This is a genomic window from Rudaea sp. 3F27F6, from assembly GCF_005503555.1.
Classification (GTDB): domain Bacteria; phylum Pseudomonadota; class Gammaproteobacteria; order Xanthomonadales; family Rhodanobacteraceae; genus Rudaea.
The window spans coordinates 1,238,686-1,261,384 of the sequence record NZ_SCNG01000001.1 but is presented as its reverse complement, the minus strand read 5'-3'; the positions used below and the strand labels follow the sequence as shown (position 1 = coordinate 1,261,384).

Genomic DNA, 22,699 nt, shown 5'->3' with positions numbered 1-22,699 from the left:
CGCGGTCGATCCTTCCGTCAGGCATCGCGTTTGCCGCGCCGGCGGAAATCGCTGATGCGCGCCGTGGCCGGCAACGACGAGACTTCGGGCCTGCTGCAGCGCCGGCTCAACTGGCGCTCGCTGCTCGTGCTCGGCATCGCCAATATCCTCGGCGCCGGCGTCTACGTGATGACCGGCACGGCCGCGGCGCAGTTCGCCGGCCCCGCGGTTTCCCTGTCCTTCGTCGTCGCCGCGAGTGCCTGCGTGCTGGTCGGCCTGTGCTATGCGGAACTCGCGGCCTGCATGCCCGCATCGGGTTCGGCCTATACCTATTGTCGGCAGGCGCTCGGTCTGGGCCCGGCCTGGGCGCTCGGCTGGCTCGCCTTTCTCGAATACAGCGTGGCCGCGTCGCTGCTCGCGGTCGGGTTTTCCGGCTACCTCGGCAGTCTGCTCGGCGATCTCGGCGTGCATGCGCCCGCGGCGATCAGCTCGCCGCTCGTGCTGGCGCGCATCGAAGGCGGCCGCACAGCGTTGACCTGGGGCTCGGGCGTCAATCTGATTGCCGGCCTCGCCGCCTTCGCCGCGGGCAGCATCCAGGCCTGGGGCCTGTCGCGTTCGACCCTGGTCAACACCGTCCTCGTCGTGATCAAGGTGGCCGTGCTCGCCGGCTTTATCACGATCGGCGCGGGCGCGATCGATCCGGCGAACTGGGCGCCGTTCGTTCCCGCCAACGAAGGCGGTTTCGCCTACGGCTGGGAAGGCGTGCTGCGCGCCTCGTCGCTGTTGTTCTTCGCCTTTCTCGGTTTCGAGACGGTCTCGACCGCGGCCGCGGAGACGCGCGATCCGCAGCGCGACGTGCCGATCGGCATCCTCGGCTCGCTCGCCGTCTGCTCGCTGCTCTATGTGCTGACCTCGACGGTGCTGACCGGGCTGGTGCCCTTCCGCGAACTCGGCGTGGCCGATCCGATCGCCGTCGCGGTGGACCGCATCGGTTGGGCGGGCTTTGCGATCGTGATCAAGCTTGGCGCGCTCGCCGGTCTCGCCTCGGTGCTGCTCGCCAATGCCTTCGGCCATTCGCGCATTTGCTACGCGATGGCCTGCGACGGTTTGCTGCCGGCGCTGTTCACGCGCGTGCACCCAAGGCGCGGCAGTTTGTGGCAGGCGAATCTGCTGCTTGCGACGATCGCGGCGATCAATGCCGCGCTGCTGCCGATTGCGGTGATGGCCGACATCATCTGCTTCGGCGTCGCCTTCATGTTCACCGCGGTCGCGGTCAGCCTGATCCGTCTGCGCAGCACGCAGCTGGAGCTGGAGCGCCGCTTCCGCGTGCCGTTCGGCGGCGTCTACGTGCGCGGCGTCTGGCTCGGCACGGTGCCGGTGACGGCGATCGTCGTCAGCATCGCGATGACCCTGCCGGTCGCCCTCGACATCCTCGGCCAGGCGCGGCGCGGCGATGTTCTGCCGGCCGTGCTGCTGTCGGTCTACAGCGTCGCGGGATGGTTGATCTACCGCTACTACGGCCGCCCGCGCGCGATGCGGGCGGCGTCTCTTCTTTCCGAATCTTCAGGAGCCCGGTCTTGATGCGCAATTCCCCGCTCTCTCTCGCCGACGCTCTCGACATCGGCAAGCTCGATGCGCACGATCAGGCCGCACTGCGCGAGCGCGGCGAAGTCTCGGCGGCGGAATTGACCGAGGCGGCGCTGCTGCGCATCGACGCGCTCGATCCCGCGCTCGGCGCGCTGAGCCATCGTGCCGACGCACTGGCGCTTGCGCGTGCGGCCGGCGTTCTGCCGGCCCTGCCGATGGCCGGCGTGCCGTGGCTGGTGAAGGATTCGCTCGACTATCCGGGCATGCCGAGCCTGGCCGGATCGCGCAGCCGCAGCGGCGTGCCCGCGCGCAGCGGGTACGCGTTCGTGCAGCGCCTCGACGCAGCCGGTCTCGTCGCGGTCGGCAAATCGGCGATGCCCGAGTTCGGTCTGCTCGCCTCGACCGAACCGCTGCTCGGCCCGGTCACGCTCAACCCGTGGTCGCCAGAGCGTTCGCCGGCCGGTTCCAGCGGCGGCGCCGCGGCCGCGGTCGCCGCGGGCCTCGTGCCGCTTGCGCATGGCAGCGACGGTGCGGGCTCGATCCGTCTGCCCGCGTCGTGCTGCGGCATCGTCGGACTCAAGCCGGGCCGAGACGCGACCGTGCGCGTGCGCTCGCGCCATCTGCTCGAAGACCTGCTGGTCGGCGACAGCCTGATGTCGCGCAGCGTGCGCGACACTGCGTGGGGATTTGCCGCCACGCATCTCGATGCGCGCCGCGTCGCGGTCACGGCGCCGGCAAGTCGGCGCCTGCGCATCGGTGTGGTCGAAAGCAACCTCTACGGCCGCGCGCCGCACGACGACGTCGCCGCTGCAGTGCGCCGCAGCGCCGATCTGTGCGCGCGGCTTGGACATGCGGTCGAGCGCGTCGACTGGCCGCTCGACGGCGCGGCGTTCCTCGATGTCTTTCGCGACGTCTGGACCCACCTCGGCGCGGATTGCGTCGACGCGACGTACGCCGCGCTTGGCGCGGAGCGCGCGCAGTGCGCACTGGAACCGTGGACGCTCGCGCTCGGCGAACGCGCGCAGAGCCTGACGCCGCGTTCGCTCGAGCGCATCTACGCGCAACTGGCCGAACTGCCGACGCAGCTCGCGCGTTTCCACGCCGCATACGAAGTGCTGCTCTCGCCGGTCGCGCACACGCCGCCGCCGCTGCTCGGCACCTTCGGTCCGTGCGTGCCGGCCGACGAATTGTTGCCTGCACTGTTCGAGTGGGCGGCCTACACGCCGCTGCAGAATTTTGCCGGCACGCCGGCGATCTCGCTGCCGCTGTTCACCGACGCGCAAGGCCTGCCGATCGGCAGCATGTTCGCCGTCGACCGCGGCCAGGAAGACCTGCTGCTCGCGCTCGCCTACGAACTCGAACAGGCCGCGCCGTGGCATGCGCGCTGGCCGGCGCTTTCGGTCGTCAACGCCGCGCGGCTGTCCGGCGCATAAAGAAATTTTCCCGATGAACGCTGCCGTGACTTCGATTTTCTCCGCACAGTCTCCCGCCGATCTGATCGATCTGGTGCGCGCGCAGCCGCTCGCCTGGATCGTCTCCGGCGCGGCGGCGCAGCTCGACGCGAGCGTGCTGCCAGTGCAATTGGTATGCGACGAAGAGGGCCGCCCCGAACGTCTGCTCGGCCATTTCGGTCGCGGCAATCCGCAACTGCGCGCGCTCGCGCAAGCGCCACAGGCGACGGTGCTGCTGCTCGGTCCGCACGGTTACATTTCGCCGTCGTGGTTCCGCGACCGCACGCAGGCGCCGACGTGGAATTACGCCTGGGCCGTGTTCGATGTCGAGATCGAACTGCGCGATACGCCGGCCGACGCTGAAGCCCTGCTCGACGGCCTCGTCGCACAGATGGAAGCGCAGCGCCCCGCGGCGTGGCACATCGCCGACATGGGCGAACGCTACGCGCGCCTCTCGGCCGGCGTGGTCGGCTTTCATGCGCAGATCAAATCGGTGCGCAGCAAATTCAAACTCGGTCAGGACGAACGCGACGACGTCTTCGCCGACATCGTGCAGGGGCTCGATCTGCTCGGCCAGGTCGCGCTGGCCGAATGGATGCGCCGCTTCGCGCTGCAACGTGGGCCCGTCGTCGCGGCGCCGGTGTGAAGGCTGAAAACAAATACGCCGCCGCATTGCATAGCGTGCATGCCGCAATGCCGATATCGTCGCGCGTTTGCCCGCAGCGTGTATCGATCGGGCAACCTCGTTTACGGAGGCGGGAGTCGATGAGATTTGCACAGAGCGCGCAGCAACCGCGCGCGATGCGGGAGCGGGCATGCGCTGGTCGCGCATAGCGGCGCATTGGCGCATCCTCGCCGCGCTCGTCGCGGCGATGGCGCTGAGCCCGCTGCTCGGCGCGGCCGACGGACCGTTCGCCGACGGCGTGTCGATGCTGTGCAAACTCGGCGGCGGCCTGTTCATCAATGCGCTGAAGATGTTGGTGATGCCGCTCGTCGCGTCCTCGCTCGTCGCCGCGGTGATGGGGCTCGGCAGCGGCGGCGATTTCGGCCGCTTGTTCGGCCGTCTGTGTTTCTGGGTGTTGACGACGAGCCTCGCCGCCGCGCTGCTCGGGCTCGCCCTGGTCGATCTGATCGGACCGGGGCGTGGCGGCGCGGCCGCGGCTGCGGCTGCGGGTGCTGCGCGGCAGAGCGCGCCGGCCGGGCTGTTCGACGTGCTGCTCGGCATCGTGCCGGCGAATCCGCTCGCCGCCGCGGCCGGCGATCATCTGCTCGGCGTGGTGTTCTTCTCGATCGTCTTCGGCGTGTTCGCCGCGCGCCTGCCCGAAGCGCAGGCCCAGGCGATCGCCGGCCTCGCGCGCGCGGTGTTCGCGGCGATGATCGGCATGGCGCGCTGGGTGCTCGGCTTCGCTCCGCTCGGCGTGTTCCTGCTCGCGCTCGATGCGTTCTCGGTGCACGGCCTCGGCACGCTGCGGCAACTGGCCTGGTACATGTTGACCGTGTTCGCCGGGCTCGCCGCGCATGCGCTCGTCGTGCTGCCGCTGCTGCTGGTCTTTGTCGCGCGCCGTTCGCCGTTGCGCCTGTGGCGTGCGGTCGCGCCGGCGGTGCTGACCGCGTTCTCCACGGCCTCGTCGAAGGCCGCGCTGCCGATCACGATGGAGGCGATGGAAGGCCGCGCCCTGCTGAGTCCGCGCATCGCGCGCTTCGTCCTGCCGCTGTCGGCGACGGTCAATATGAACGGCTCGGCGCTGTACGAGTGCGTCGCGGCGTTGTTCGTCGCCCAGCTCTACGGCGTGCCGCTCGGCCTGTCGGGGCAATTGCTCGTCGTCCTCGTCGCCCTGCTGACCACGCTCGGCCTGTCGGGCATGCCCGGCGCGGGCGTGATCGGTTTGACCACAGTGCTCGCCGCGGCCGGCCTGCCGGCCGACGGGCTGGCCCTGCTGCTCGGTGTCGATCGTCTGCTCGACATGGCGCGCACCGGCGTCAATGTCTGGGGCGACGCCTGCCTCGCCCTGCTCGTGGCGCGCAACGAACCGCAGCAGGCGCAGGAAGACGCCGCCGCGGCGGTACCGGAGTAGGCCAAACGGCCTACTCGCCGCCGCGCGCACGGTGATAGGATCGACCGGCGCGGCACGGCGCACGGAAGGTTCGCCGCGCATGTTGCACTCCGGTTGCGGTTTCGTGGCCGCGGCGAGTCGGGATTAGGTATTTCTACCGAAGCCGCGCCGCATCGCCTGCCGTACCGTGGGTCCGCATATCACCACGGAGGGGGCTTATAAGCGGCGCTACGACCGCACCGACGACTGGGGAGGAGCGAGGACGATGATCTGTCCGGGAGGGACGAGCACGCAAACGATGCTCGCGCACGGCGACGGCCTTGCCGCGGCCAACGGGGCCGCTTCGGAATTCTGGTTCGATGCGGTCGACGTCGGCGCGCGCGATCTGCTGCGCGCCGTCGATCTGGAATCGTTCTGGCAGGCCAGCCTGCGCCTGCTGCGCGAAAACCTACCGCATCACTCATGCAGCCTGATGCTCGGCATCGACGCGCAGTACACCCAGCCGCGCACCGCCTGCCATCACGTCGCCGTCGCCTGCGGCCGCGACTACCGGCCGGCGACCAGCCTCACGGTCAGCGGGCCGTTCCTCGCCAACCATCCGCGTGTGCGCCTGTACACCTATTCGCAGATTCTCGCCCAGGACCGCCAGGCGCAGCAGCGCCGGCTCGATCAGGGCGAGCCGATGGAAGAGTGGGCCGAGTTCGTCCATCTCGCGTTCTGGGAAGCGGACCGGCTGCTCGCGGTATTCAGCATTCGCCGCGCGGATCGCCAGCCGGTGTTCACGCATGACGAAATCCAGTTCCTGCGCCACGTCTACCCGCTGATCGACGCCGGCGTGCATCGCCTGCACGCGCTCGAGCGCGAGCGCCTCAATCGTTCGCTGATCGAACAGGCGCTCGATGCCGCGGCTGCGCCGTATCTGCTGCTCGACGAAAGCGGCGATCCGGCCTTCGTCAACGCCGCCGCGCGCCAGCTCGTCGCGACCTGGAACAACGGCCTGCCGCCGTCGCCGCCGTGGTCGGCCTGGGCGTTGCCCGACGGCAGCGCCTTGCCGTGGCGGCGCTTCGGCATGGGCATCGCGCCATACGAAGTCGCGCATCCGCGTATTCCCGAACTGCGCATCCGCCTGCGTCGCGTCGCGCCGCGCGACGGCCTGTTCGCGGGCAACGGACATTTTCTCGTCGATTTCATCGGCGCTCACGCCGCGCCGTCGCGCTCCGCGGGGCTGCTGGAAAAACTGTCGCCGAGCGAGCGCAAGGTCGCGCTGCTCGTCGCCGAAGGACTGCGCAACTACGAGATCGCCGAACGCCTGTTCCGCTCGCGGCGCACGATCGAGTCGCAGCTCAATTCCATCTACGCGAAGTTCGACATCAACAGCCGCGTGCAACTCGCGCAAGCGCTGCGTCCGACCGCCGACCTGCACGCCTGAGCATGGAGTCGGGCAGGGGCCGCGGGCATCGCGCCCGCGTGGTGCGCGGTTATTCCGTTTCGCCGCAAATCGATCTGCCGCGCGTTGCGTTGGCGGCCGCGCCGCCGTGCGTGCGCATGTTCGACCGCCGTGCGGCGGCGATGCCAGTTTGCGTGTTTTCCACGATGCCGCGCGGACGGGCGGCTTGGACACTTGCCGGGCGATCCAGCCAGTCGCTGCGATGCCGGCCCGCTTGTGCGGGCGCTCGCACCCGATAACAGCCAGCTCGGAGTTCCGTTTCCCCATGCTCCCCAGATCGAACAACAAGAAATCCGCGAGATGCGCAGTCAAACCCGCGCTCGCGGTCCTCGCCGTCGCCGTGTCGTGCGCGCTTGCCTCCGTGGCCGCGGCGCAGCAGGCGAGCCCCGCCGACGTGCACGACGAAGCGAAGAAAGACGGCAAGACGCTGGAGAAAATCGTGGTCACCGGTTCCAATCTCGCCACCACCTCGGCGGCGATGGAAGGGCCGGTGCCGGTCACCGTGATCGACGCGAAGGAACTCAAGATCACCGGCGTGACCACGGTGTTCCAGGCGCTGCAGAGCCAGCCGTTCTTCGTCGGCGACGCCGACAACGACACGCGTGCCGGCGCGTCGGGCCACAGCGGCGTCAACCTGCGCGGCCTCGGCGAGCAATACACCCTCGTCCTGCTCAACGGCCGGCGCATGGCCAATGCCGATCTCAACCAGGTGCCGTTCGCCGCGGTCGACCGCATCGAGATCCTGCGCGACGGCGCCTCCGCGGTGTACGGCGCCGATGCGGTCGCGGGCGTGGTCAACATCATCCTCAAGCAGGACTACGACGGTTTCCTCGTCAACGCCGGCTACGGCAAAACGACGCATTTCAACGACGGCATGCGCAGCTATGTTTCGTTCGTGACCGGCATGCATTCCGATCGTGGCAGCATGCTGGTCTCGGCGCAGTTCGAAAAACAGAACAGCATTCTCTGCCTCGAAGACTCGCGCTGCCGGACCGACGACCAGCGCAGCCTCGGCGGCGCCGATCTGCGCTCGGACCGCTACAACCCCGGCCTCGTCACCCTCGCCGACGGCACGCGGCTCATGCTCAATCCGAGCTTCGGCGTCGGTCAGACCGGCCATTCGCCCAATGACTACGTCAGCCCGTACCAGAACCTGATCGACAAGCGCCAGTTCAACAATCTGCAGAACGGCAAGCACGTCGCGACCTTGTACAGCGGCGGCCACTACGATCTTCTCGACAAGCGCCTCGTGTTTTTCTACGACGCGATGTACAAGAAAAGCGATCTCGACATCGTCGATCATCGCGGCACTTATCTCGACTACGACGTGCCGGCGGCGAATTACTGGAATCCGTTCCACCAGAACGTGCACGTACGCTACCTGCTCGACTACGGCAGGGAGCGCCGGCCCGAATCGATGACCTCGGAAGAGACGAACACCCTGGTCACCGTCGGTCTGCGCGGCAATCTCGACAGTTTCAGCTACGAACTCGCCTACAGCGATTCCGAGAGCAAGACCGAGCAGACTCACGACGGCCTGAGCCGCGAGTTGATCGAAGCGTCGCTCGCGCGCAGCGATCCTTCCGCGCTGAACCTGTTCGGCAACCAGGCGGTGACGTCCGACGAACTCGCCGCGGCGCGGCGCACGTTCTCGCGCTCGTGGAAATACTGGGTGCGCTCGCTGAGCGGCGTGGTGCGCTTTGAGCCGCTGAGCCTGCCGGGCGGAACGGTGTCGTCGGCGGTCGGTTTCGAGAAGCGCTGGCTCGGCGTGCGTTCGACGCCCGACTCGGGCATGCAGGCCGGCGACGTCGCCTCGCTGACCTTCCTCAACGATGGGCCCGGCGCGGGTTCGCGCACGGTGGATTCGGTCTATGCCGAAACCAACGTGCCGCTGTTCGGCGCGGCGAATGCAATCACCGGCGTGCACGCGCTCGACCTCGGCCTCGCCGTGCGCCGCGAGAAGTTCAGCGACTTCGGCTCGGCCACGGTGCCGCGCATGAGTCTGCGCTGGGAACCGTTCGACAACAGTTCGCTGATGCTGCGCGGCTCCTACAGTGAGAGCTTCTACGCGCCGAACGTTGCCGACCTCGTGCCGTCGGGCGACGTCAACACGGATTACTTCACCGACCCGCGCATCCTCGACGCCCACGGCAAGCCGCTGGTCTACGAGATGACCATCGAAGGCGGCGGCAATCCGCATCTGCAGCCGGCCAAGGGCAAGTACTACGACATCGGTGCGGTCTACAGCCCGGACTGGCTCGAAGGCTTCACCACGCAGATCGACTGGTGGCGCCTCGACCAGACCAATGCCTTTATCACGCCGACCGTGCAGTCGGTGCTCAACGGCTGGGCTGCGGGCACGGTCGAGCGCTCCGGCACGCTGACGCCGGGCGACCACTATGCCGGCGAGCCGGTCGGCCGCGTCACGCGCGTGATCAACACGATCGTCAACGGCGGCACACGCTATGTGCGCGGCATCGATCTGAACCTGCTGTACTCGCGCGACACCGACCGCTTCGGACGCTGGAATTTCGGTCTGTACAACACCTTCATGACCAAGTTCGCGTTCAACCAGCAGGACGGCAACGGCGATATCGACGCGCTCGGCAATCTGCTCTGGGCGTCGATTCCGAAATACCGCGGCAAGTTTGACGTCAGCAATACCTGGGGGCCGTGGACGACGAGTCTGACCACGAGTTACTACGGCAATATCAAGAACAGCTTCTACAACAACGCCAGCGTCGGCTTCTATCGCACGAGCGATCTCGCCGTGACCTACGATTTCGATCGCGCCGAGAGCAAGCCGCAGGGATTCGGCGGCACCACGATCAGTCTGCGCGTGAGCAATCTGTTCGACGAGAGTATTCCGGTCTATCTGTCGTACGACCTGCGCAGCATCGCGAGCAATTACTCGTATGCCGACTACGTGGGCCAATTCGTCAGTCTGCAAGTGTCGAAAAAATTCTGAGTGGGCAGCGTGCCGTTCGCACCGATACCCTTGCGGCATCGGCGCGCGGATCGCCGGCAAACATCACCATCGAGGTAATACCCATGAAACTGCGCAAGGCTTGCTGGAACTCTCTGTCGTTGGTTTTCTGTCTGCTGCTGGCCGTGCACGCCGGCGTCGCATCCGCGGTCGAAGTCGATCGCGCGCAGGTCGAGCGCTATCTGGAAAAGCTGCGCGTGCAGAGCGGCGCGCCGGGCGTGTCGGCGGCGATCATGGTCAAGGGTGAGCTGGTCTATTCGGGCGGCGTCGGTCTCGCCGACGTCGAAACCGGCATGGCGCAGGATGGCACCGTCGTGCACAACATCGGCTCGATTTCGAAGACCCAGGCGGCGATCGCGGTCATGCAGCTCGTCGAACAGGGCAAGGTCAATCTCGACGCGGAAATTCAGACCTACGTGCCGTGGTTTCCGCGCAAGCAGGCGCCGATCACCGTGCGCCAGATCATGACCCACACCTCGGGCATCCGCCATTACAAGGACGGCGAGTTCGGTGAAGGCGAGGTGCTCGCGTTCCGTCAGTTCGACAGTATCGAAGAAGCATCGAAGCGCTGGATCAACGAGCCGCTCGAATTCACCCCGGGCAGCAAGCGCAGTTATTCGTCGTATGCGACGAATCTCTTGCAGGCGCTGATCGAGAAAGTCAGCGGCCAGGGCTACGAAGAATATCTGCGCGTCCACGTCTGGCAGCCGGCCGGCATGCTCGACACGCAGTTCGACGTGCCCGCGCGCATCGTGCCGCGGCGCGGCCGCGGCTACGAGCGCGACGCCAAGACCGGCGATCTGAAGAACGCCGCGCAGGAAAATGTCAGCTACAAATACGCCGGCGGCGGCGTAATCTCGACCGACGAAGACCTCGTGCGTTTCGGCCACGCGATCAACCGCGGCCTTCTGCTTAAGCCGGCGACCTTGCGTGAAATGTACCGTCCGCAGGTTCCCGCGCTGTATCCGAATCAGGGCCTGATCTGGTTTCTCGAAACCGATCCGTGGGGCCATCGCCACGTCGGCCACAGCGGCAGCGTGAAAGGCACCTCGTCCGATCTGGTCAACTACACGGAGAGCGACCTGGTCGTCGCCGTGCACGTCAACGCCTGGGCCGGCAAGACCGAGAAGGGCGCCGAGATCAGCGAGGCGCTCGCCCAGCTCGTGCTGTCGCAGCTCCCGGCCGGCGAGGCGAAGGACAAGACGAAATGAGCGCGTGCGGTCGGGCGATATTCGCCGGAGCTCTTCTGTTGCTCGGCGTGCACGGCACGCATGCGGCTGCGGCCGACAGCGCCGTGCCGCAGCGGCATTTCGATGTGCTGATCGTCGACGGCGAGGTGGTCGACGGCAGCGGCGCACCGCGCACGCGCCTCGACATCGGCATCGTCGGCGACCGCATCGTCGCGGTCGGCCGGCTCGGCGGATCGAAGGCCGACCGCGTCGTCTCGGCGCGTGGACATATCGTCGCGCCGGGCTTTCTCGACATGCACGCCCACGTCGCCGACGACCAGGCCGGCGCGGCCGGTATGTTCTCACCCGATCCGAAGCACCGCGCGGTGCAGAACTACGTCGCCCAGGGCGTGACCACGGTGCTCGGCAATCCCGACGGTGCGCAGTCGATACCGATGAAGGAGCAGCGCAAGCGCCTCGAAGCGCTAGGCATCGGCGTGAACCTCGCCCTGACCAGCGGCCACAACGGCCTGCGCGACCGCGTGCTCGGTAAAAACGCCGAGCGCCCAGCCAGCGACGAGGAAATCGCCGGCATGCGCCGCATCCTCGCCGACGAAATGGAGCACGATGGTTCGTTCGGTCTGTCGCTCGGCCTCGAGTACAAGACCGGCGATTCCTCGAACCTGCACGAACTCGTCGAACTCGCGCGCGTGCTGCCGGCATGGAACGGTATCTACATTCCGCATCTGCGCAGCCAGGGCGACTCGACCATGTTCTTCCGCCCGAGCCTCGGCGGCAAACCGGACACGCTCGACGGCTCGATCGACGAGACGCTCGCCGTCGCCGAACAGGCCGGCGCCACTGTCGTGTTCACTCACATGAAAGCCTGGGGACCGGGCTATCGCGGCCAGGCCGCGCGCCTCGTCGCGCGCCTGCAAGCTGCGCGCGACCGCGGCCTCGCCGTGTACATGGATGTGTATCCGTACGACAGCAGCGGCTCCGACGGCGACTTCGTCGCGATACCTATCGCCGCCGACATCTACGGCGTGAAGAACCCCGACGGCATCAAAAACTTCGACTACAAGGCCGCGTTCAAGCGTTTCCTCGCCGGCGCCGATGCGCGACAGAAAGACGGACTGGCTACGGACATCCGCCATTTCGTCGCGCTCAAGGGCGGCGCGCAGAACATCGTCGTGCTCGACTATCCCGATCGCAGCTATGTCGGCAAGCGCCTGTCCGAGCTGATGGCGCAGCGCAAGCTCGACGAAGCGCAGATGATCCAGGCGCTGCAGCTCGAAGGCGATGCGCATCGGGCCGGCGGCGCGCATATGCGCTCTTTCAGCATGGACGACGAAGACATCAAGACCTTCTACCGGCAGCCGTGGACGATGACCTCGACCGACGGCTGGGTGGTTCTGCCCGAGGAGGCCGTTGGCGCGCGCAAGTACGTCGATACCAACCGCCGCGTGTTCGGCAGCTATCCGCGGCGCATCGCCTACTACTCGCAGCAGCAGGGCGTCGACACGCTCGAAGAAGCGGTGCGCAAGATGACCGCGCTGCCCGCGCAGGTGCTGCGCATCAACGACCGCGGCCGCATCGCGCCGGGCATGAAGGCCGACATCGCCGTGTTCGACCTCGCGCGCTTGCGCGACAACACGACCTATCTCGAACCGAGCGTCTATCCCGACGGCGTCGACTATGTGCTCGTCAACGGCCGCTTCGTGGTCGATGGAGGCAAGCGCACACTGGCCCTGCCGGGGCGCGTGCTCGCGCCGGCGGACAGCCACGTCGTGCCGTGAATCCGCAGCGGCCGCGGCGCTGCGTGCGCGCAGCGCGGCCTTCAGTACTTTTGCGGATGCTGCCGTTCGCCGGCGTTTCTAGCATGGCCTTCCCTGCACGGCGAACGGTGACGTAAACAGATGACTCCGGCGATGGCGAGAACCTTGGCGCAGATCGACACCCCGGCCTTAGTGCTCGACCGCACGCGGCTGGAGCGCAACATCGCACGCATGCGCGAACGCACGGCCGCACTCGGCGTGGCCCTGCGCCCGCATATGAAGACGACCAAGAGCGCGGACATCGCGCGCCGCGTTGCCGGCGCCGGCATCACTGTCTCGACCTTGCGCGAAGCCGAGTACTTCGCCGCGCACGGTCATACCGACATTTTCTACGCCGTGGCGATCGCGCCGCAGAAACTCGAACGCGCCGCGGCATTGATGCGCGGCGGCGTGCGCCTGCTGCTCGCGGTCGACGACGTCGCCATCGCCAGCCTGCTCGCGCGCCGCGGCGGCGAACTCGGCGTGAGCTTCGAAGCGCTGATCGAGATCGACAGCGGCGAAGGGCGCTCGGGCATCGAGGCCGACGACGACGCGCTGCTGCAGATCGCTGCCGCGCTCGCGCCCGGCGCGCGCGTCGCCGGCGTATTCACCCACGGCGGCCATTCCTATTCGGGACGTTCAACGGACGAACACGCGGCGGTGGCCGAGCAGGAACGCTCGGCCGTCGTTCGCGCCGCCGAACGTCTGCGCGGCGCGGACCACGCCTGCGAGATCGTCAGCATCGGCTCGACGCCGTCGGCGATCCACGCGCGCGCGCTGCCCGGTGTCAGCGAGGTGCGTGCGGGTGTGTACATGCTCGGCGATCTGTTCCAGGCCGGGATCGGCGGCTGCGCGCAGGACGACATCGCGGTCAGCGTGCTCGCCACGGTGATCGGCAGTCATCCTCGCCGCGAGCAGCTCGTGATCGATGCCGGTTCGCTGGCCTTGAGCAAGGATCTCAGCACGCGCGCACTCGGCGTGCGCGGCGATGCGGGTTACGGCCTTGTCGCCGACGCCGACAGCGGCGACGTGATCGACGGCCTCTATGTGCACGTCGCCTACCAGGAACACGGCATCGTGCGCAGCCGCGGCGCGCCGATCGACTACACGCGCTTCGCGCCGGGCCGGCGCCTGCGTATCCTGCCGAATCACGCCTGCCTGACCTCGGCCGCGTACGATCGTTATCATGTCGTCGCCGGCGACAGCACGGTGGAAGCCGAGTGGCCGCGCATCGGCGGCTGGTGACGGCGGCGCAGCGGATCGATTGCATGCTCACTCTCGTTTCGGAGGCGGCCGCGCGCCGCGTCGTCGACATCGATGACGCCATCGCGGAAACCGAAGCCCTGCTGGCCGCACTCGACCGCGGCGAGTCGCTGTTATTTCCGGCCGTGCGCGGACACGGCTCGGACAAGGCCACACGCTTCGGCGTCAAGGCCGGATACGACGGCGCAAACCAGGTGCCCGGGCTCAAGGTCGGCAGCTACTGGCCCGGCAACCGCGCGCGCGGACTCGGCAATCACGGTTCGACCACGCTTCTTCTCGACGACGCGACCGGCTTGCCGACGGCGATCGTCGCCGCGACCTGGCTGACCGCGCTGCGCACCGCGGCGATGGACGCGGTCGCGGTCAAACATCTCGCGCGCGCCGATGCGGTGACGCTTGTTTTGATCGGCAGCGGTCATCAGGCCTACTACGATGCCCTCGCCATCGCACGCGTGCGATCGCTGCGCGCGGTCATTGTCTGCGCGCGGCGCAGCGAAGCCGCAGCCGATCTCGCTGCGCGTCTACGCGACGCTGGGCTGCCGGCACGCGCGGGCGAGCTGCCGCAGGCGCTGGCCGAAGCCGATATCGTCAGCACCGTGACCGCGGCGACCGCGCCCGTGCTGCAAGCGGCCGATCTGCGGCCAGGCTGCCATGTTTCGGCGATGGGCGCCGACGGCCCCGGCAAGCAGGAGCTGCCCACACAGTTGCCGGCTGGCGCGTCGCTGTGGGCGGACAGTCCGCAGCAGTCGCTGACGATGGGCGAGTTCCAGCACGGCCACGCGGCCGGTGCGCTCGGCACCGACGACGTGCGCGCGCTCGGCGGCGTTATCGCCGGGCGCATTCGTGGACGCACGAGTCCCGACGAGATCACCGTGTTCGACAGCTCCGGCATCGCCCTGCAGGACCTCGCGATCGCCGCGCTCGTCCTGCGCCGCGCGCGCGAGGCGGGCCTCGCGCTCGACGTCGATCTCGACTGACTCGAAGCCTCGTCGCGGTTTACAGCACTTCGACTTCGCGCCTTCGGCGCTACGCTCAGTGCGAAGGGGTTGTTTGCGGGCAAGCTCTGCGGCTTGGAGCTTGTCCGTAAATAAGAAACCGTTCGTGAAATAGGAAATCGTTCGAGAAACTAAGAGACCGTTCGTGTTGAGCGTAGCGAAGCGCAACTCCGCGGAGTCGAAATACCCGGAATTCCACGGCCTGCAGCACTTCGACTTCGCGCTTTCGGCGCTACGCTCAGTGCGAACGGGCTATTTGCGGATAAGCGCTCAGTGCGAACGGGTCATCGTGGACAAGCTCTCAGTGCCTCGGTTCGCCGCCGCGCACGACCGGCAATACGAGCGCACTGCCGTCCGCGCCGCCAAGGCGGATGCGGATCGTCGCGCGGCGATAGTCCTGCGGCCGCGCGAGGAAGATGTTGTCGACCCAGGTCTGCGGATTGCGGTCGTAGAGCGGAAACCAGCTTGACTGCACCTGCACCATGATGCGATGCCCCGGCAGGAAGGTGTGATGCGCAGGCGGCAGGGCGAAGCGTAGCGGTACCGGCGTGTTCGCCGGCATCGGCTCGGGCTGCGAGTAGCTGTTGCGGTAGCGGCCGCGCAGGATGTCGGCGGCGACCATCAGTTCGTAACCGCCCATCGCCGGCTGCGCCGGCACGAGGTCGGGATAGACGTCGATCAGCTTGACGACGAAATCGCCGTCGCCGCCGCTGGTCGACGCGCTCAATGTCACTTTCGCCTGGCCGCTGATGCGCAGCGGTTCGCTCAGCACATCGCTGACGAAGGTGGCGACGTCGGGGCGGCTCGATGCCGTGCGCTGATCGCTGACCAGCCATTGCGGCCAGATATTGTCTTCGTAACCCGCCGACTTGACCGGCCGCGGCACGAACGGCACCGGCGTCGCCGGATCGGAAACGTACTCGGCCGCATCGGCCTGTGTCTGCGCGCGGAAATCCAGCTTGCGCTCCGACAGCAGGTACAGCGCACGCGGTTCGATCGTGCAGCCCGCGGCGCAGCCGTCGGGCCAGCGCTGCAGGCGGTCCCAGTGATTCTCGCCGGTGCGGAACACAGTGACCGGCGCGATGTCGGCCTTGGCCGCGCCGTCCTTGAGATACTGATCGAGGAACGGACGCAGCACGCGTTCGCGGAAGTACAGCGACGTGTCGCTGCCGAAATGCAGCGCGCCAAGCGAGCTGCCTTCTTCCTGCTGGCCGCCGTGGTTCCACGGGCCCATGACGAGAAACACTTTGTCGTTGCGCGTGTCTTTCGGTTCGAGCGCGGCGTAGACGGCCATGTCGCCGTAGATGTCTTCCTGGTCCCAGAGGCCGTGCACGAGCATCACCGGCACCTTGAGCGGTTCGCGCGTAAGCAGTTTGTCGAGCGCCTGCTCCTGCCAGAACGCATCGTAGGCCGGATGCGCGAGCAGCTTGCGGAAGAAGCCGTTCTGCTCCAGTCCGCGCGCCTTGCCGAGCGCGCCGGCCGAGCCGGCCTTGAGATAAAAATCGTACTGGTCGTAATGCGAGTCCCACCACTCGGCGCTGTTGTCGCGCGTGTTGACCTGGTTGTAGATGTACGCGAGGTTGATCTGGCGGAACGCGCCGTTGTGGAACCAGTCGTCGCCCATCCAGCCGTCGACCATCGGGTTCATCGGCACCGAGACCTTGAGCGCCGGATGCGGATTGAACAGCGCGGTCAGCGCGGTGAAGCCGTCGTAGGAAATGCCGAGGATGCCGACCTTGCCGTTGCTTTCGGGCACGTTCTTGACCAGCCAGTCGATCGTGTCCCAGGTGTCCGTCGCGTGGTCGATCGCGGTCGGGTTGAGCGCGCCGTGCGGCGGCCGCGTGACCACGTAGTCGCCTTCGGATTTGTACTTGCCGCGGATGTCCTGGATGACGCGGATGTAGCCGTCGCGCGTGTGCAGGTCTTCGAAGTTGTCGTAACCGTGCAGGGTTGCGGCGAGGCGGTTGCTCTGCGCGTGGCGGGTCATCTTGTCCGCGTCGTACGGCGTGCGCGTGAGCAACATCGGCGCGCGCTGCGCGCCCTTGGGAATCAGGATCACGGTGAACAGTTTGGCGCCGTCGCGCATCGCGATCATCGCTTCGCGGCGCTCGTAGTCGAACTCGTCGCGAATGGGCTTGAATTCTTTCGGTGTGTCGGCCGCGAGTGTCGCTTCGGGTTGTTGCGCTCTCGCCGGCGTCGATGCGAAGCCGGCAAGAAATGCTGCGGTGAACAGACAACAAAGAGTGCGAATCATGTGCGCGGCTGCCGTGATCGTCGGAGCCGACAATCGAACCGTGTGCGCCGGTCGCTGTAATCGGTAGAACTACCCAATCGGCGAACGGCTGCGTCGAAAGAACTTCTCGCATGTGCCGGTCTAGAAAGCCGGATCGTTCCTCGTCGTCGCGCCGATGCGTCGCGCGCGGGGATATCGGGGTGGTGGGTGAGGCGGGTTATTCGACGCAAAGGAAGAGCTTGGACGGCAGTCCCGATTCCTGCGGCGAATCGGGGCAATACAACCAAGGGCGACTGATGCGTTTGAACTCACTTTTTCTCGGCCGCGCCGCGGCAGCGTGCGCGCTGGCATTGGCTGCGGCGACGGCATTCGCGGATACGGCGGCGGGCGCGTCGGCGAAGTTCGACACAATCGATCTCAACTACGAAAAGTTCCAGCTCGACAACGGCCTCACCGTGATCGTCCACGAAGATCACAAGGCGCCGATCGTCACCGTGTCGGTCTGGTATCACATCGGCTCGGCCGACGAGCCGCCCGGGCGCACCGGCTTCGCCCATCTGTTCGAGCATTTGATGTTCGCGGGTTCGGAGAACCACCGCGACGTGCACGCCAAACCGTTCGAGCAGGTCGGCACGACGGACCGCAACGGCAACACCGGAACCGACCGCACCCTCTATCTCGAAACGGTGCCGTCGACCGCGGTCGATATGGCCTTGTGGATGGAGTCCGACCGCATGGGCCACCTGCTCGGCGCGATCGGGCAGAAGGAACTCGACACCCAGCGCGGCGTCGTGCAAAACGAAAAACGCCAGGGCGAGAACCAGCCTTTCGGCCGCACCTGGGAAAACATTGCAGCGAATACCTTTCCGGCGAATCATCCGTATCACCACACGGTGATCGGTTCGATGAAGGACCTCGATGCCGCATCGCTCGACGACGTGAAGCGCTGGTTCGACGATCACTATGGCGCGGCCAATACCACGCTCGTGCTTGCCGGCGACATCACGCCCGCGCAGGCGAAGCAGAAGGCGACGAAATACTTCGGCGACATTCCGGCCGGCCCGGCGGTCGCGCGCCAGCAGCCGTGGATCGTGCCGCTCGAACGCGACGTGCGCGGCGAGATGATCGACCGCGTTGCGCAGACCAGCCTTATCCGCGTGTGGAACGTGCCGCAGTACGGCGACGCCGAATTGCCCCTGCTCGATCTCGCCGCGTTGGCGCTCGGCGGCGGCAAAGCTTCGCGTCTCTACGAACGTCTCGTGCTCAAGGACAAGAGCGCCGACAACGTCTCGGTCTGGGTCGATGCGAATTCGCCGCTCGGCAGCCAGTTCAATATCCAGGCCGACGTCAAACAGGGCGCGGACGCGGCCAAGGTCGAAGCGGCCATCGCTGACGAATTCGCGAAATTTCTCAAGGACGGACCGGGCGAAGACGAACTCGACCGCGCGCGCGTGCAGCGCCATGCGCAGTTCGCGCGCGCGATGGAAAAAGTCGGCGGCTTCAGCGGCGTCGGCGCCGTGCTCGCCCAGGGTCAGCTCTACCGCGGCGATCCAGTGTTCTACAAGACGAATTTCGCGCGCCTCAACACGGCGACGCCGGCCGGCGTGACCGCCGCGGCGAACAAGTGGCTGAAGAAAGGCAGCTATACGCTAACCGTGAAGCCCGGCACGCCCGATGCGAGCGAAGACGCCGCCGCGCAGCCGGGCCGTGCCGCGCTCGACGGCGCGCCGAAGCCGGTGTTGCCGCCGGCGCGCGAATACAAAACGGTGAAGAGCGATGTCGATCGCAGTCAGGGCGTGCCGGCCGTCGACACGTTCCCCGAGTTGAATTTCCCCAAGCTGCAGCGTGGCAAGCTCAAGAACGGCATCGAGGTAGTGCTCGCCGAACGCCACGCCGTGCCGCTGGTCAAGCTCAATATTCTGTTCGATTCGGGCTACGCCGCCGACCAGGGGCACAAGCTCGGCACGGCGGGGTTCACCGCGGCGATGTACGCCGAGGGCACGAAAAGCCTCGACGCGCTTGCGCTCGCGCGCCGCCGTCAGGAACTCGGCGCGAACCTCGCCGCAGGCTGCGATCTCGACACCTGTGCGATCGGGCTCGACGCGCTGAAGTCGCGGCTCGATGCGTCGCTCGCGCTCTGGGGCGACATGGTGCGCAATCCGGCGTTTCGCAGCGAAGACATGAGCCGCGTGCGCGGCCAGCGCCTCGCGAACATCGCGCAGGAGAAGAACGACGCGACGCGGCTCGCCTTGCGCGTGCTGCCGCCGCTGATCTACGGCAAGGGTCATGCCTATGCCGCACCGCTGACCGGCAGCGGCACCGAAGCCTCGGTCGCCGCGTTGAACGATGTGGATCTGCGTGCGTTCGCGCGCGATTGGTTCCGTCCCGACAACGCCAGGATCGTCGTTGCCGGCGACATCACGCTCGATGAAATCATCGCCAAGCTCGATGCGGCGATCGGCGATTGGGCCGCGCCGAAATCGCCGCTGCCGAAGAAGAGTCTGCCGTCCGCGAGCGTGCCGGCGCGGCCGCGCATGTATCTGATGGACCGGCCGGGTTCGCAGCAGTCGGTGATCATCGCCGGCATCGTCTCGCCGTCGACGCTGGCACCGAACACCACTGAGATCGACACCGTGAACAACGCCTTCGGCGGCTTGTTCACTTCGCGCCTCAACATGAATCTGCGCGAGGAAAAACACTGGGCCTACGGCGCCTTCAGCTTTTCGCAGAATGCGCTCGGGCAGCGTCCGTTCCTGCTCTATGCACCGGTGCAGGCGGACAAGACCGCCGATTCGATGAAGGAGATGCTGAGCGAAGCGCAGGCTCTCGTCGGCACGAAGCCGCTGACGGCGGCCGAGATCGCCAAGGTCAAGGCCAACGACGCGCGCGCGCTGCCGGCCAACTACGAAACCACGCAAGATGTGCTTCTCGCGCTGCAGGGCGTGGTCGTGTATCGCCGCGCGGACGACTGGGTGCAAACGGCGAAGCAGCGCATCGAAACGCAGACGGATGCGGCCGTGCAGGCCGCGGCGAAAGAGGTCGTTCGCCCCGGCGCGTTGACCTGGGTCATGGTCGGTGACCGCAAGCAGATCGAAAAATCGATCGCTGATCTGAAGATCGCCGACGTGCAGATACTCGATGCGGACGGCAAGCCGGCGAAGTGACGGTCCCGGCGTGATGAACGAAGGTTATGCCGACGGATTGCGCGGCGTGGCCTTGAGAAACCGGCGTCGCCGATTTCAGTAGCGCGTTGCGTTGCGCAGCTCGATCGAGTCGACGATTTTCTTGCCGCCCGAAGCCTGAAAAGCGATTTCCTCGACCTTCGCGCGCTCGGGATTGGTATCGACGAGGCCGTGCAGGTAGACGACGTGGTCGAGCGACTGCACGTCGATGGTCCAGTAGCTGATACCGGGCGTATTGAGCAGAGCCTCGTTCACCTGCGCCGCGATCTGCTCGTCGCCGGGACAGCCGCCGAATCCGCATTTGCGGTAGGCCTGATACGTCGAACACGCCGACAGCGTGGCGGCCAGCAGACAGGAACCAAGGATGGCGGCGTACTTGCTCATCGGCGTTTTGGTCGGGAGTGGAACGAGGTCGTTTGATTGTGCTTCGAGCGCGAAGCAGATTCGCAGCGTCAGGTTACTCCACCAAGACGAAGAAACGCGTTACGCGGTCGCAGCGAATGCTGCTTGGCTCGCTGAGCAGCAGTACGTCGCCTACGCGACGTCGGACTAACGGCGAATGCCGCCGTCCCATTCGGGACGTGGGCGGGCTTGTTCTCCATCCATTCCGAAGAGGTGGAATACGAGCATGCCGAGACCGCCTCCTTCGGGGCCTCTATCGGCTTCGCCGGGCGGCGGGATGAAATCGGGAACGCCGGGTGTCGGCATGGGCGCGTCGAAGACAGGCCATTCGTGTAACCAATCACGCCACTTCATGTAGGAGTGAAAGTCAGTCTTACCCCAGATCGCTTTTGCAATGGTGCGGATGGCTTCGGCGCTCCGCGGATCAAAAAGCGTTGTCGCAGCCAATGCCTGGGCCGGAAAGTCATTGCAGAGAGCGAGGACGCGATGTCGGGGTTGGTTTTTCGCACCGCTGGCCGCGTGATTGAACGTATAGCTCGCCTTGGCGCCGAGTCTGAGCATTTCGTCGATGAAATGATCCCAGTCGGTGAAGATCGCATTGGGTAAGGTGAGCAACTGGAACGGTCGCCCCTGCCGTCCAAGCAGCAGCGCTTGCATGAAGTCGCCGAGAAGACTGGGGCAATCGACGCCGGTAGTGATACTGGCTCCCGCTGCCAGCGGACTGCCGAATGTCATGCTCGCGTCGTCTCGTTGAACACTGCAATCGAAGGTGGTTTGGAACGCTGCGTGCCGAGGGCCCCGTTGCGGTGCCCAACTGCCTGCCAAGGGTGGAACTTGGTAGGCATGATCGTCGTAGACCGTCAGATAACTTCCGGTATCCGGCTGTACCAACAGATCCCAGTCGCTTTTTGTTCTGGGACTATGCTGCGGGAAAGTGCTATTGGCGCTGATGAACTGCGGCCATTGTTCGTAGAGATGGAATTGGGCGTCGGCGTTTCCGCCCGCCAGTGCGCCGGTGCTTCTCTGCGCCGACTTTTTCGCCTGAAGCAAGGTTGCTGTGCCGCTTTGATTGGCGTGATCGATCGCGATCAGGAGCAAATCTCCTATCTCCGTCGTTCTCCGCATTCCGTTGAAATTGAATTCCACTTTCGGAGACTGGTGGATAAAGCTCCCCGAAAGCGTGGCGTAAGTGTTGCCGAGCGCGGCCGGCCACTTCGCGACGGCAGCGGTCATGTCCTGACAGGTGGTGGATCGCACCAATTGCGAAACAATGCCGGGTTCATCGGGAGAGGACTTCCCGTGCTTGATGGCCGCATCCCAAGCTCGTGCATGCGCCAGATTGATGATGTCGCGCAGATCGTGGACCAGTGCCATGGTGCGCCTCGTCTTTTTTCTGAAAGTGGACGAAAACTTCAATGCCCTTCGGATCGACGGGTTCGGCCTAGGTCAGCCGAAAAGCGCTGTACTGTTGTTCATGGTCGAGCAGCCAACGCTTGGTCGGCAGGCCACCGCCGAAGCCGGTCAGACTGCCGTTCGCACCGATCACGCGATGGCAGGGCACGATGATCGGCAGCGGATTGCGTCCGTTCGCCGCGCCGACCGCGCGCGTCGCATTGGCGTCGCCGAGTTCGCGCGCGATCTCGCCGTAGGTCGTTGTCGCGCCGTAGGGAATACTCAGCAAGGCCAGCCACACTTGCTGCTGAAAGTCGGTGCCTTGCGGCGAAAGGGGCAGGTCGAATGAGGTCAGCTTACCGGCGAAATACGCCTTGAGCTGCGCGCGCGCTTCATGCAGGGCGCCGGCGCCGCGTTCCCAGTCTTCGCCGATCGTCGCCGGATATTTGCCGTTCTCGAAATCGACATGACGCAGGCCGCGACCATCGACCGCGAGCATCAGGCGGCCGATCGGAGTCTGCATATAGTCGTAGTACACCGTCGACATGGCGGCGATTGTAAATCCGGGCAGGCGGCGAAAGAAGATTAAGACACGGATCGGCCGATGTACACGGCAGCCGGCTAGGAATCTGATCGCCGAGAAGCAAGCAATAAGACACGGATTACACGGATGGACACGGACAAGAACGGCAGAGTGAACGAATCGAATTTCTGCCCCCGCTCCATCCGTCCTTACCCGTGT

The 22,699-nt window shown here is 66.3% G+C and carries 15 protein-coding genes; 11 read left to right on the top strand and 4 right to left on the bottom strand.

Annotated elements, in window-relative coordinates:
• Window positions 1-54 precede the first annotated feature (54 nt).
• The 10 genes from FFS30_RS05425 to FFS30_RS05380 all read left to right on the top strand — a co-directional run bounded on the left by FFS30_RS05425 (window position 55) and on the right by FFS30_RS05380 (window position 14,730).
• Window positions 55-1,560, top strand: coding sequence for an amino acid permease (locus FFS30_RS05425; protein ID WP_171014430.1), 1,506 nt, complete (start codon window positions 55-57; stop codon window positions 1,558-1,560).
• On the top strand, window positions 1,560-2,999 hold the full coding sequence (locus FFS30_RS05420) for an amidase family protein (protein WP_249352280.1): 1,440 nt from the start codon (window positions 1,560-1,562) through the stop codon (window positions 2,997-2,999). The genes FFS30_RS05425 and FFS30_RS05420 overlap by 1 nt, the downstream gene beginning before the upstream one ends.
• Window positions 3,000-3,012: 13 nt before the next feature.
• Window positions 3,013-3,663 carry an FMN-binding negative transcriptional regulator gene (locus FFS30_RS05415; protein ID WP_171014428.1) on the top strand — a complete coding sequence of 217 codons (651 nt, stop codon included), beginning with the start codon at window positions 3,013-3,015 and terminating at the stop codon, window positions 3,661-3,663.
• 169 nt (window positions 3,664-3,832) lie between these two features.
• Window positions 3,833-5,092, top strand: a complete 1,260-nt coding sequence (locus FFS30_RS05410) for a dicarboxylate/amino acid:cation symporter (RefSeq protein WP_137912052.1) — start codon at window positions 3,833-3,835, stop codon at window positions 5,090-5,092.
• A 244-nt stretch (window positions 5,093-5,336) separates the two neighbouring features.
• The gene (locus FFS30_RS05405; RefSeq protein ID WP_137912051.1) at window positions 5,337-6,500 is read left to right on the top strand and encodes a helix-turn-helix transcriptional regulator; all 1,164 of its coding nucleotides are present in this window, start codon (window positions 5,337-5,339) and stop codon (window positions 6,498-6,500) included.
• 283 nt (window positions 6,501-6,783) lie between these two features.
• The gene (locus FFS30_RS05400) at window positions 6,784-9,486 is read left to right on the top strand and encodes a TonB-dependent receptor (protein ID WP_171014427.1); all 2,703 of its coding nucleotides are present in this window, start codon (window positions 6,784-6,786) and stop codon (window positions 9,484-9,486) included.
• A gap of 83 nt (window positions 9,487-9,569) precedes the next feature.
• The gene (locus FFS30_RS05395) at window positions 9,570-10,715 is read left to right on the top strand and encodes a serine hydrolase domain-containing protein (protein ID WP_137912049.1); all 1,146 of its coding nucleotides are present in this window, start codon (window positions 9,570-9,572) and stop codon (window positions 10,713-10,715) included.
• Window positions 10,712-12,472 (top strand): amidohydrolase family protein, encoded by a 1,761-nt coding sequence (locus tag FFS30_RS05390; protein ID WP_137912048.1) that lies wholly within the window; start codon window positions 10,712-10,714, stop codon window positions 12,470-12,472. The genes FFS30_RS05395 and FFS30_RS05390 overlap by 4 nt, the downstream gene beginning before the upstream one ends.
• Before the next feature lie 132 nt (window positions 12,473-12,604).
• Entirely contained in the window at window positions 12,605-13,735 is a 1,131-nt protein-coding gene (locus FFS30_RS05385; RefSeq protein WP_137912047.1) for an alanine racemase, read from the top strand.
• A gap of 23 nt (window positions 13,736-13,758) precedes the next feature.
• Entirely contained in the window at window positions 13,759-14,730 is a 972-nt protein-coding gene (locus FFS30_RS05380) for an ornithine cyclodeaminase family protein (RefSeq protein ID WP_137912046.1), read from the top strand.
• A 319-nt stretch (window positions 14,731-15,049) separates the two neighbouring features.
• On the opposite strand, the gene FFS30_RS05375 is transcribed toward FFS30_RS05380, so the two are convergent.
• On the bottom strand, window positions 15,050-17,002 hold the full coding sequence (locus tag FFS30_RS05375) for a CocE/NonD family hydrolase (protein WP_137912045.1): 1,953 nt from the start codon (window positions 17,000-17,002) through the stop codon (window positions 15,050-15,052).
• 275 nt (window positions 17,003-17,277) lie between these two features.
• Here FFS30_RS05375 and FFS30_RS05370 point away from each other — a divergent pair, with 275 nt between their 5' ends.
• Window positions 17,278-20,145: a pitrilysin family protein gene (locus FFS30_RS05370; RefSeq protein WP_137912044.1), complete on the top strand. Its 2,868-nt coding sequence runs from the start codon at window positions 17,278-17,280 to the stop codon at window positions 20,143-20,145.
• Window positions 20,146-20,220: 75 nt separating this feature from the next.
• Here FFS30_RS05370 and FFS30_RS05365 read toward each other — a convergent pair whose 3' ends face one another.
• From FFS30_RS05365 to FFS30_RS05355, 3 genes are all read right to left on the bottom strand, one after another.
• On the bottom strand, window positions 20,221-20,547 hold the full coding sequence (locus tag FFS30_RS05365) for a BON domain-containing protein (protein WP_137912043.1): 327 nt from the start codon (window positions 20,545-20,547) through the stop codon (window positions 20,221-20,223).
• Between the two features lie 165 nt (window positions 20,548-20,712).
• On the bottom strand, window positions 20,713-21,939 hold the full coding sequence (locus FFS30_RS05360; RefSeq protein ID WP_137912042.1) for a hypothetical protein: 1,227 nt from the start codon (window positions 21,937-21,939) through the stop codon (window positions 20,713-20,715).
• Between the two features lie 67 nt (window positions 21,940-22,006).
• Window positions 22,007-22,504, bottom strand: coding sequence for a methylated-DNA--[protein]-cysteine S-methyltransferase (locus tag FFS30_RS05355; RefSeq protein WP_137912041.1), 498 nt, complete (start codon window positions 22,502-22,504; stop codon window positions 22,007-22,009).
• Window positions 22,505-22,699: the final 195 nt, after the last annotated feature.

Coding starts and splice junctions, on each gene's coding strand:
- FFS30_RS05425 (WP_171014430.1), top strand. CDS start 55: ATGCGCGCCGTGGCCGGCAACGACGAGACTTCGGGCCTGCTGCAGCGC.
- FFS30_RS05420 (WP_249352280.1), top strand. CDS start 1,560: ATGCGCAATTCCCCGCTCTCTCTCGCCGACGCTCTCGACATCGGCAAG.
- FFS30_RS05415 (WP_171014428.1), top strand. CDS start 3,013: ATGAACGCTGCCGTGACTTCGATTTTCTCCGCACAGTCTCCCGCCGAT.
- FFS30_RS05410 (WP_137912052.1), top strand. CDS start 3,833: ATGCGCTGGTCGCGCATAGCGGCGCATTGGCGCATCCTCGCCGCGCTC.
- FFS30_RS05405 (WP_137912051.1), top strand. CDS start 5,337: ATGATCTGTCCGGGAGGGACGAGCACGCAAACGATGCTCGCGCACGGC.
- FFS30_RS05400 (WP_171014427.1), top strand. CDS start 6,784: ATGCTCCCCAGATCGAACAACAAGAAATCCGCGAGATGCGCAGTCAAA.
- FFS30_RS05395 (WP_137912049.1), top strand. CDS start 9,570: ATGAAACTGCGCAAGGCTTGCTGGAACTCTCTGTCGTTGGTTTTCTGT.
- FFS30_RS05390 (WP_137912048.1), top strand. CDS start 10,712: ATGAGCGCGTGCGGTCGGGCGATATTCGCCGGAGCTCTTCTGTTGCTC.
- FFS30_RS05385 (WP_137912047.1), top strand. CDS start 12,605: ATGGCGAGAACCTTGGCGCAGATCGACACCCCGGCCTTAGTGCTCGAC.
- FFS30_RS05380 (WP_137912046.1), top strand. CDS start 13,759: ATGCTCACTCTCGTTTCGGAGGCGGCCGCGCGCCGCGTCGTCGACATC.
- FFS30_RS05375 (WP_137912045.1), bottom strand. CDS start 17,002: ATGATTCGCACTCTTTGTTGTCTGTTCACCGCAGCATTTCTTGCCGGC.
- FFS30_RS05370 (WP_137912044.1), top strand. CDS start 17,278: ATGCGTTTGAACTCACTTTTTCTCGGCCGCGCCGCGGCAGCGTGCGCG.
- FFS30_RS05365 (WP_137912043.1), bottom strand. CDS start 20,547: ATGAGCAAGTACGCCGCCATCCTTGGTTCCTGTCTGCTGGCCGCCACG.
- FFS30_RS05360 (WP_137912042.1), bottom strand. CDS start 21,939: ATGGCACTGGTCCACGATCTGCGCGACATCATCAATCTGGCGCATGCA.
- FFS30_RS05355 (WP_137912041.1), bottom strand. CDS start 22,504: ATGTCGACGGTGTACTACGACTATATGCAGACTCCGATCGGCCGCCTG.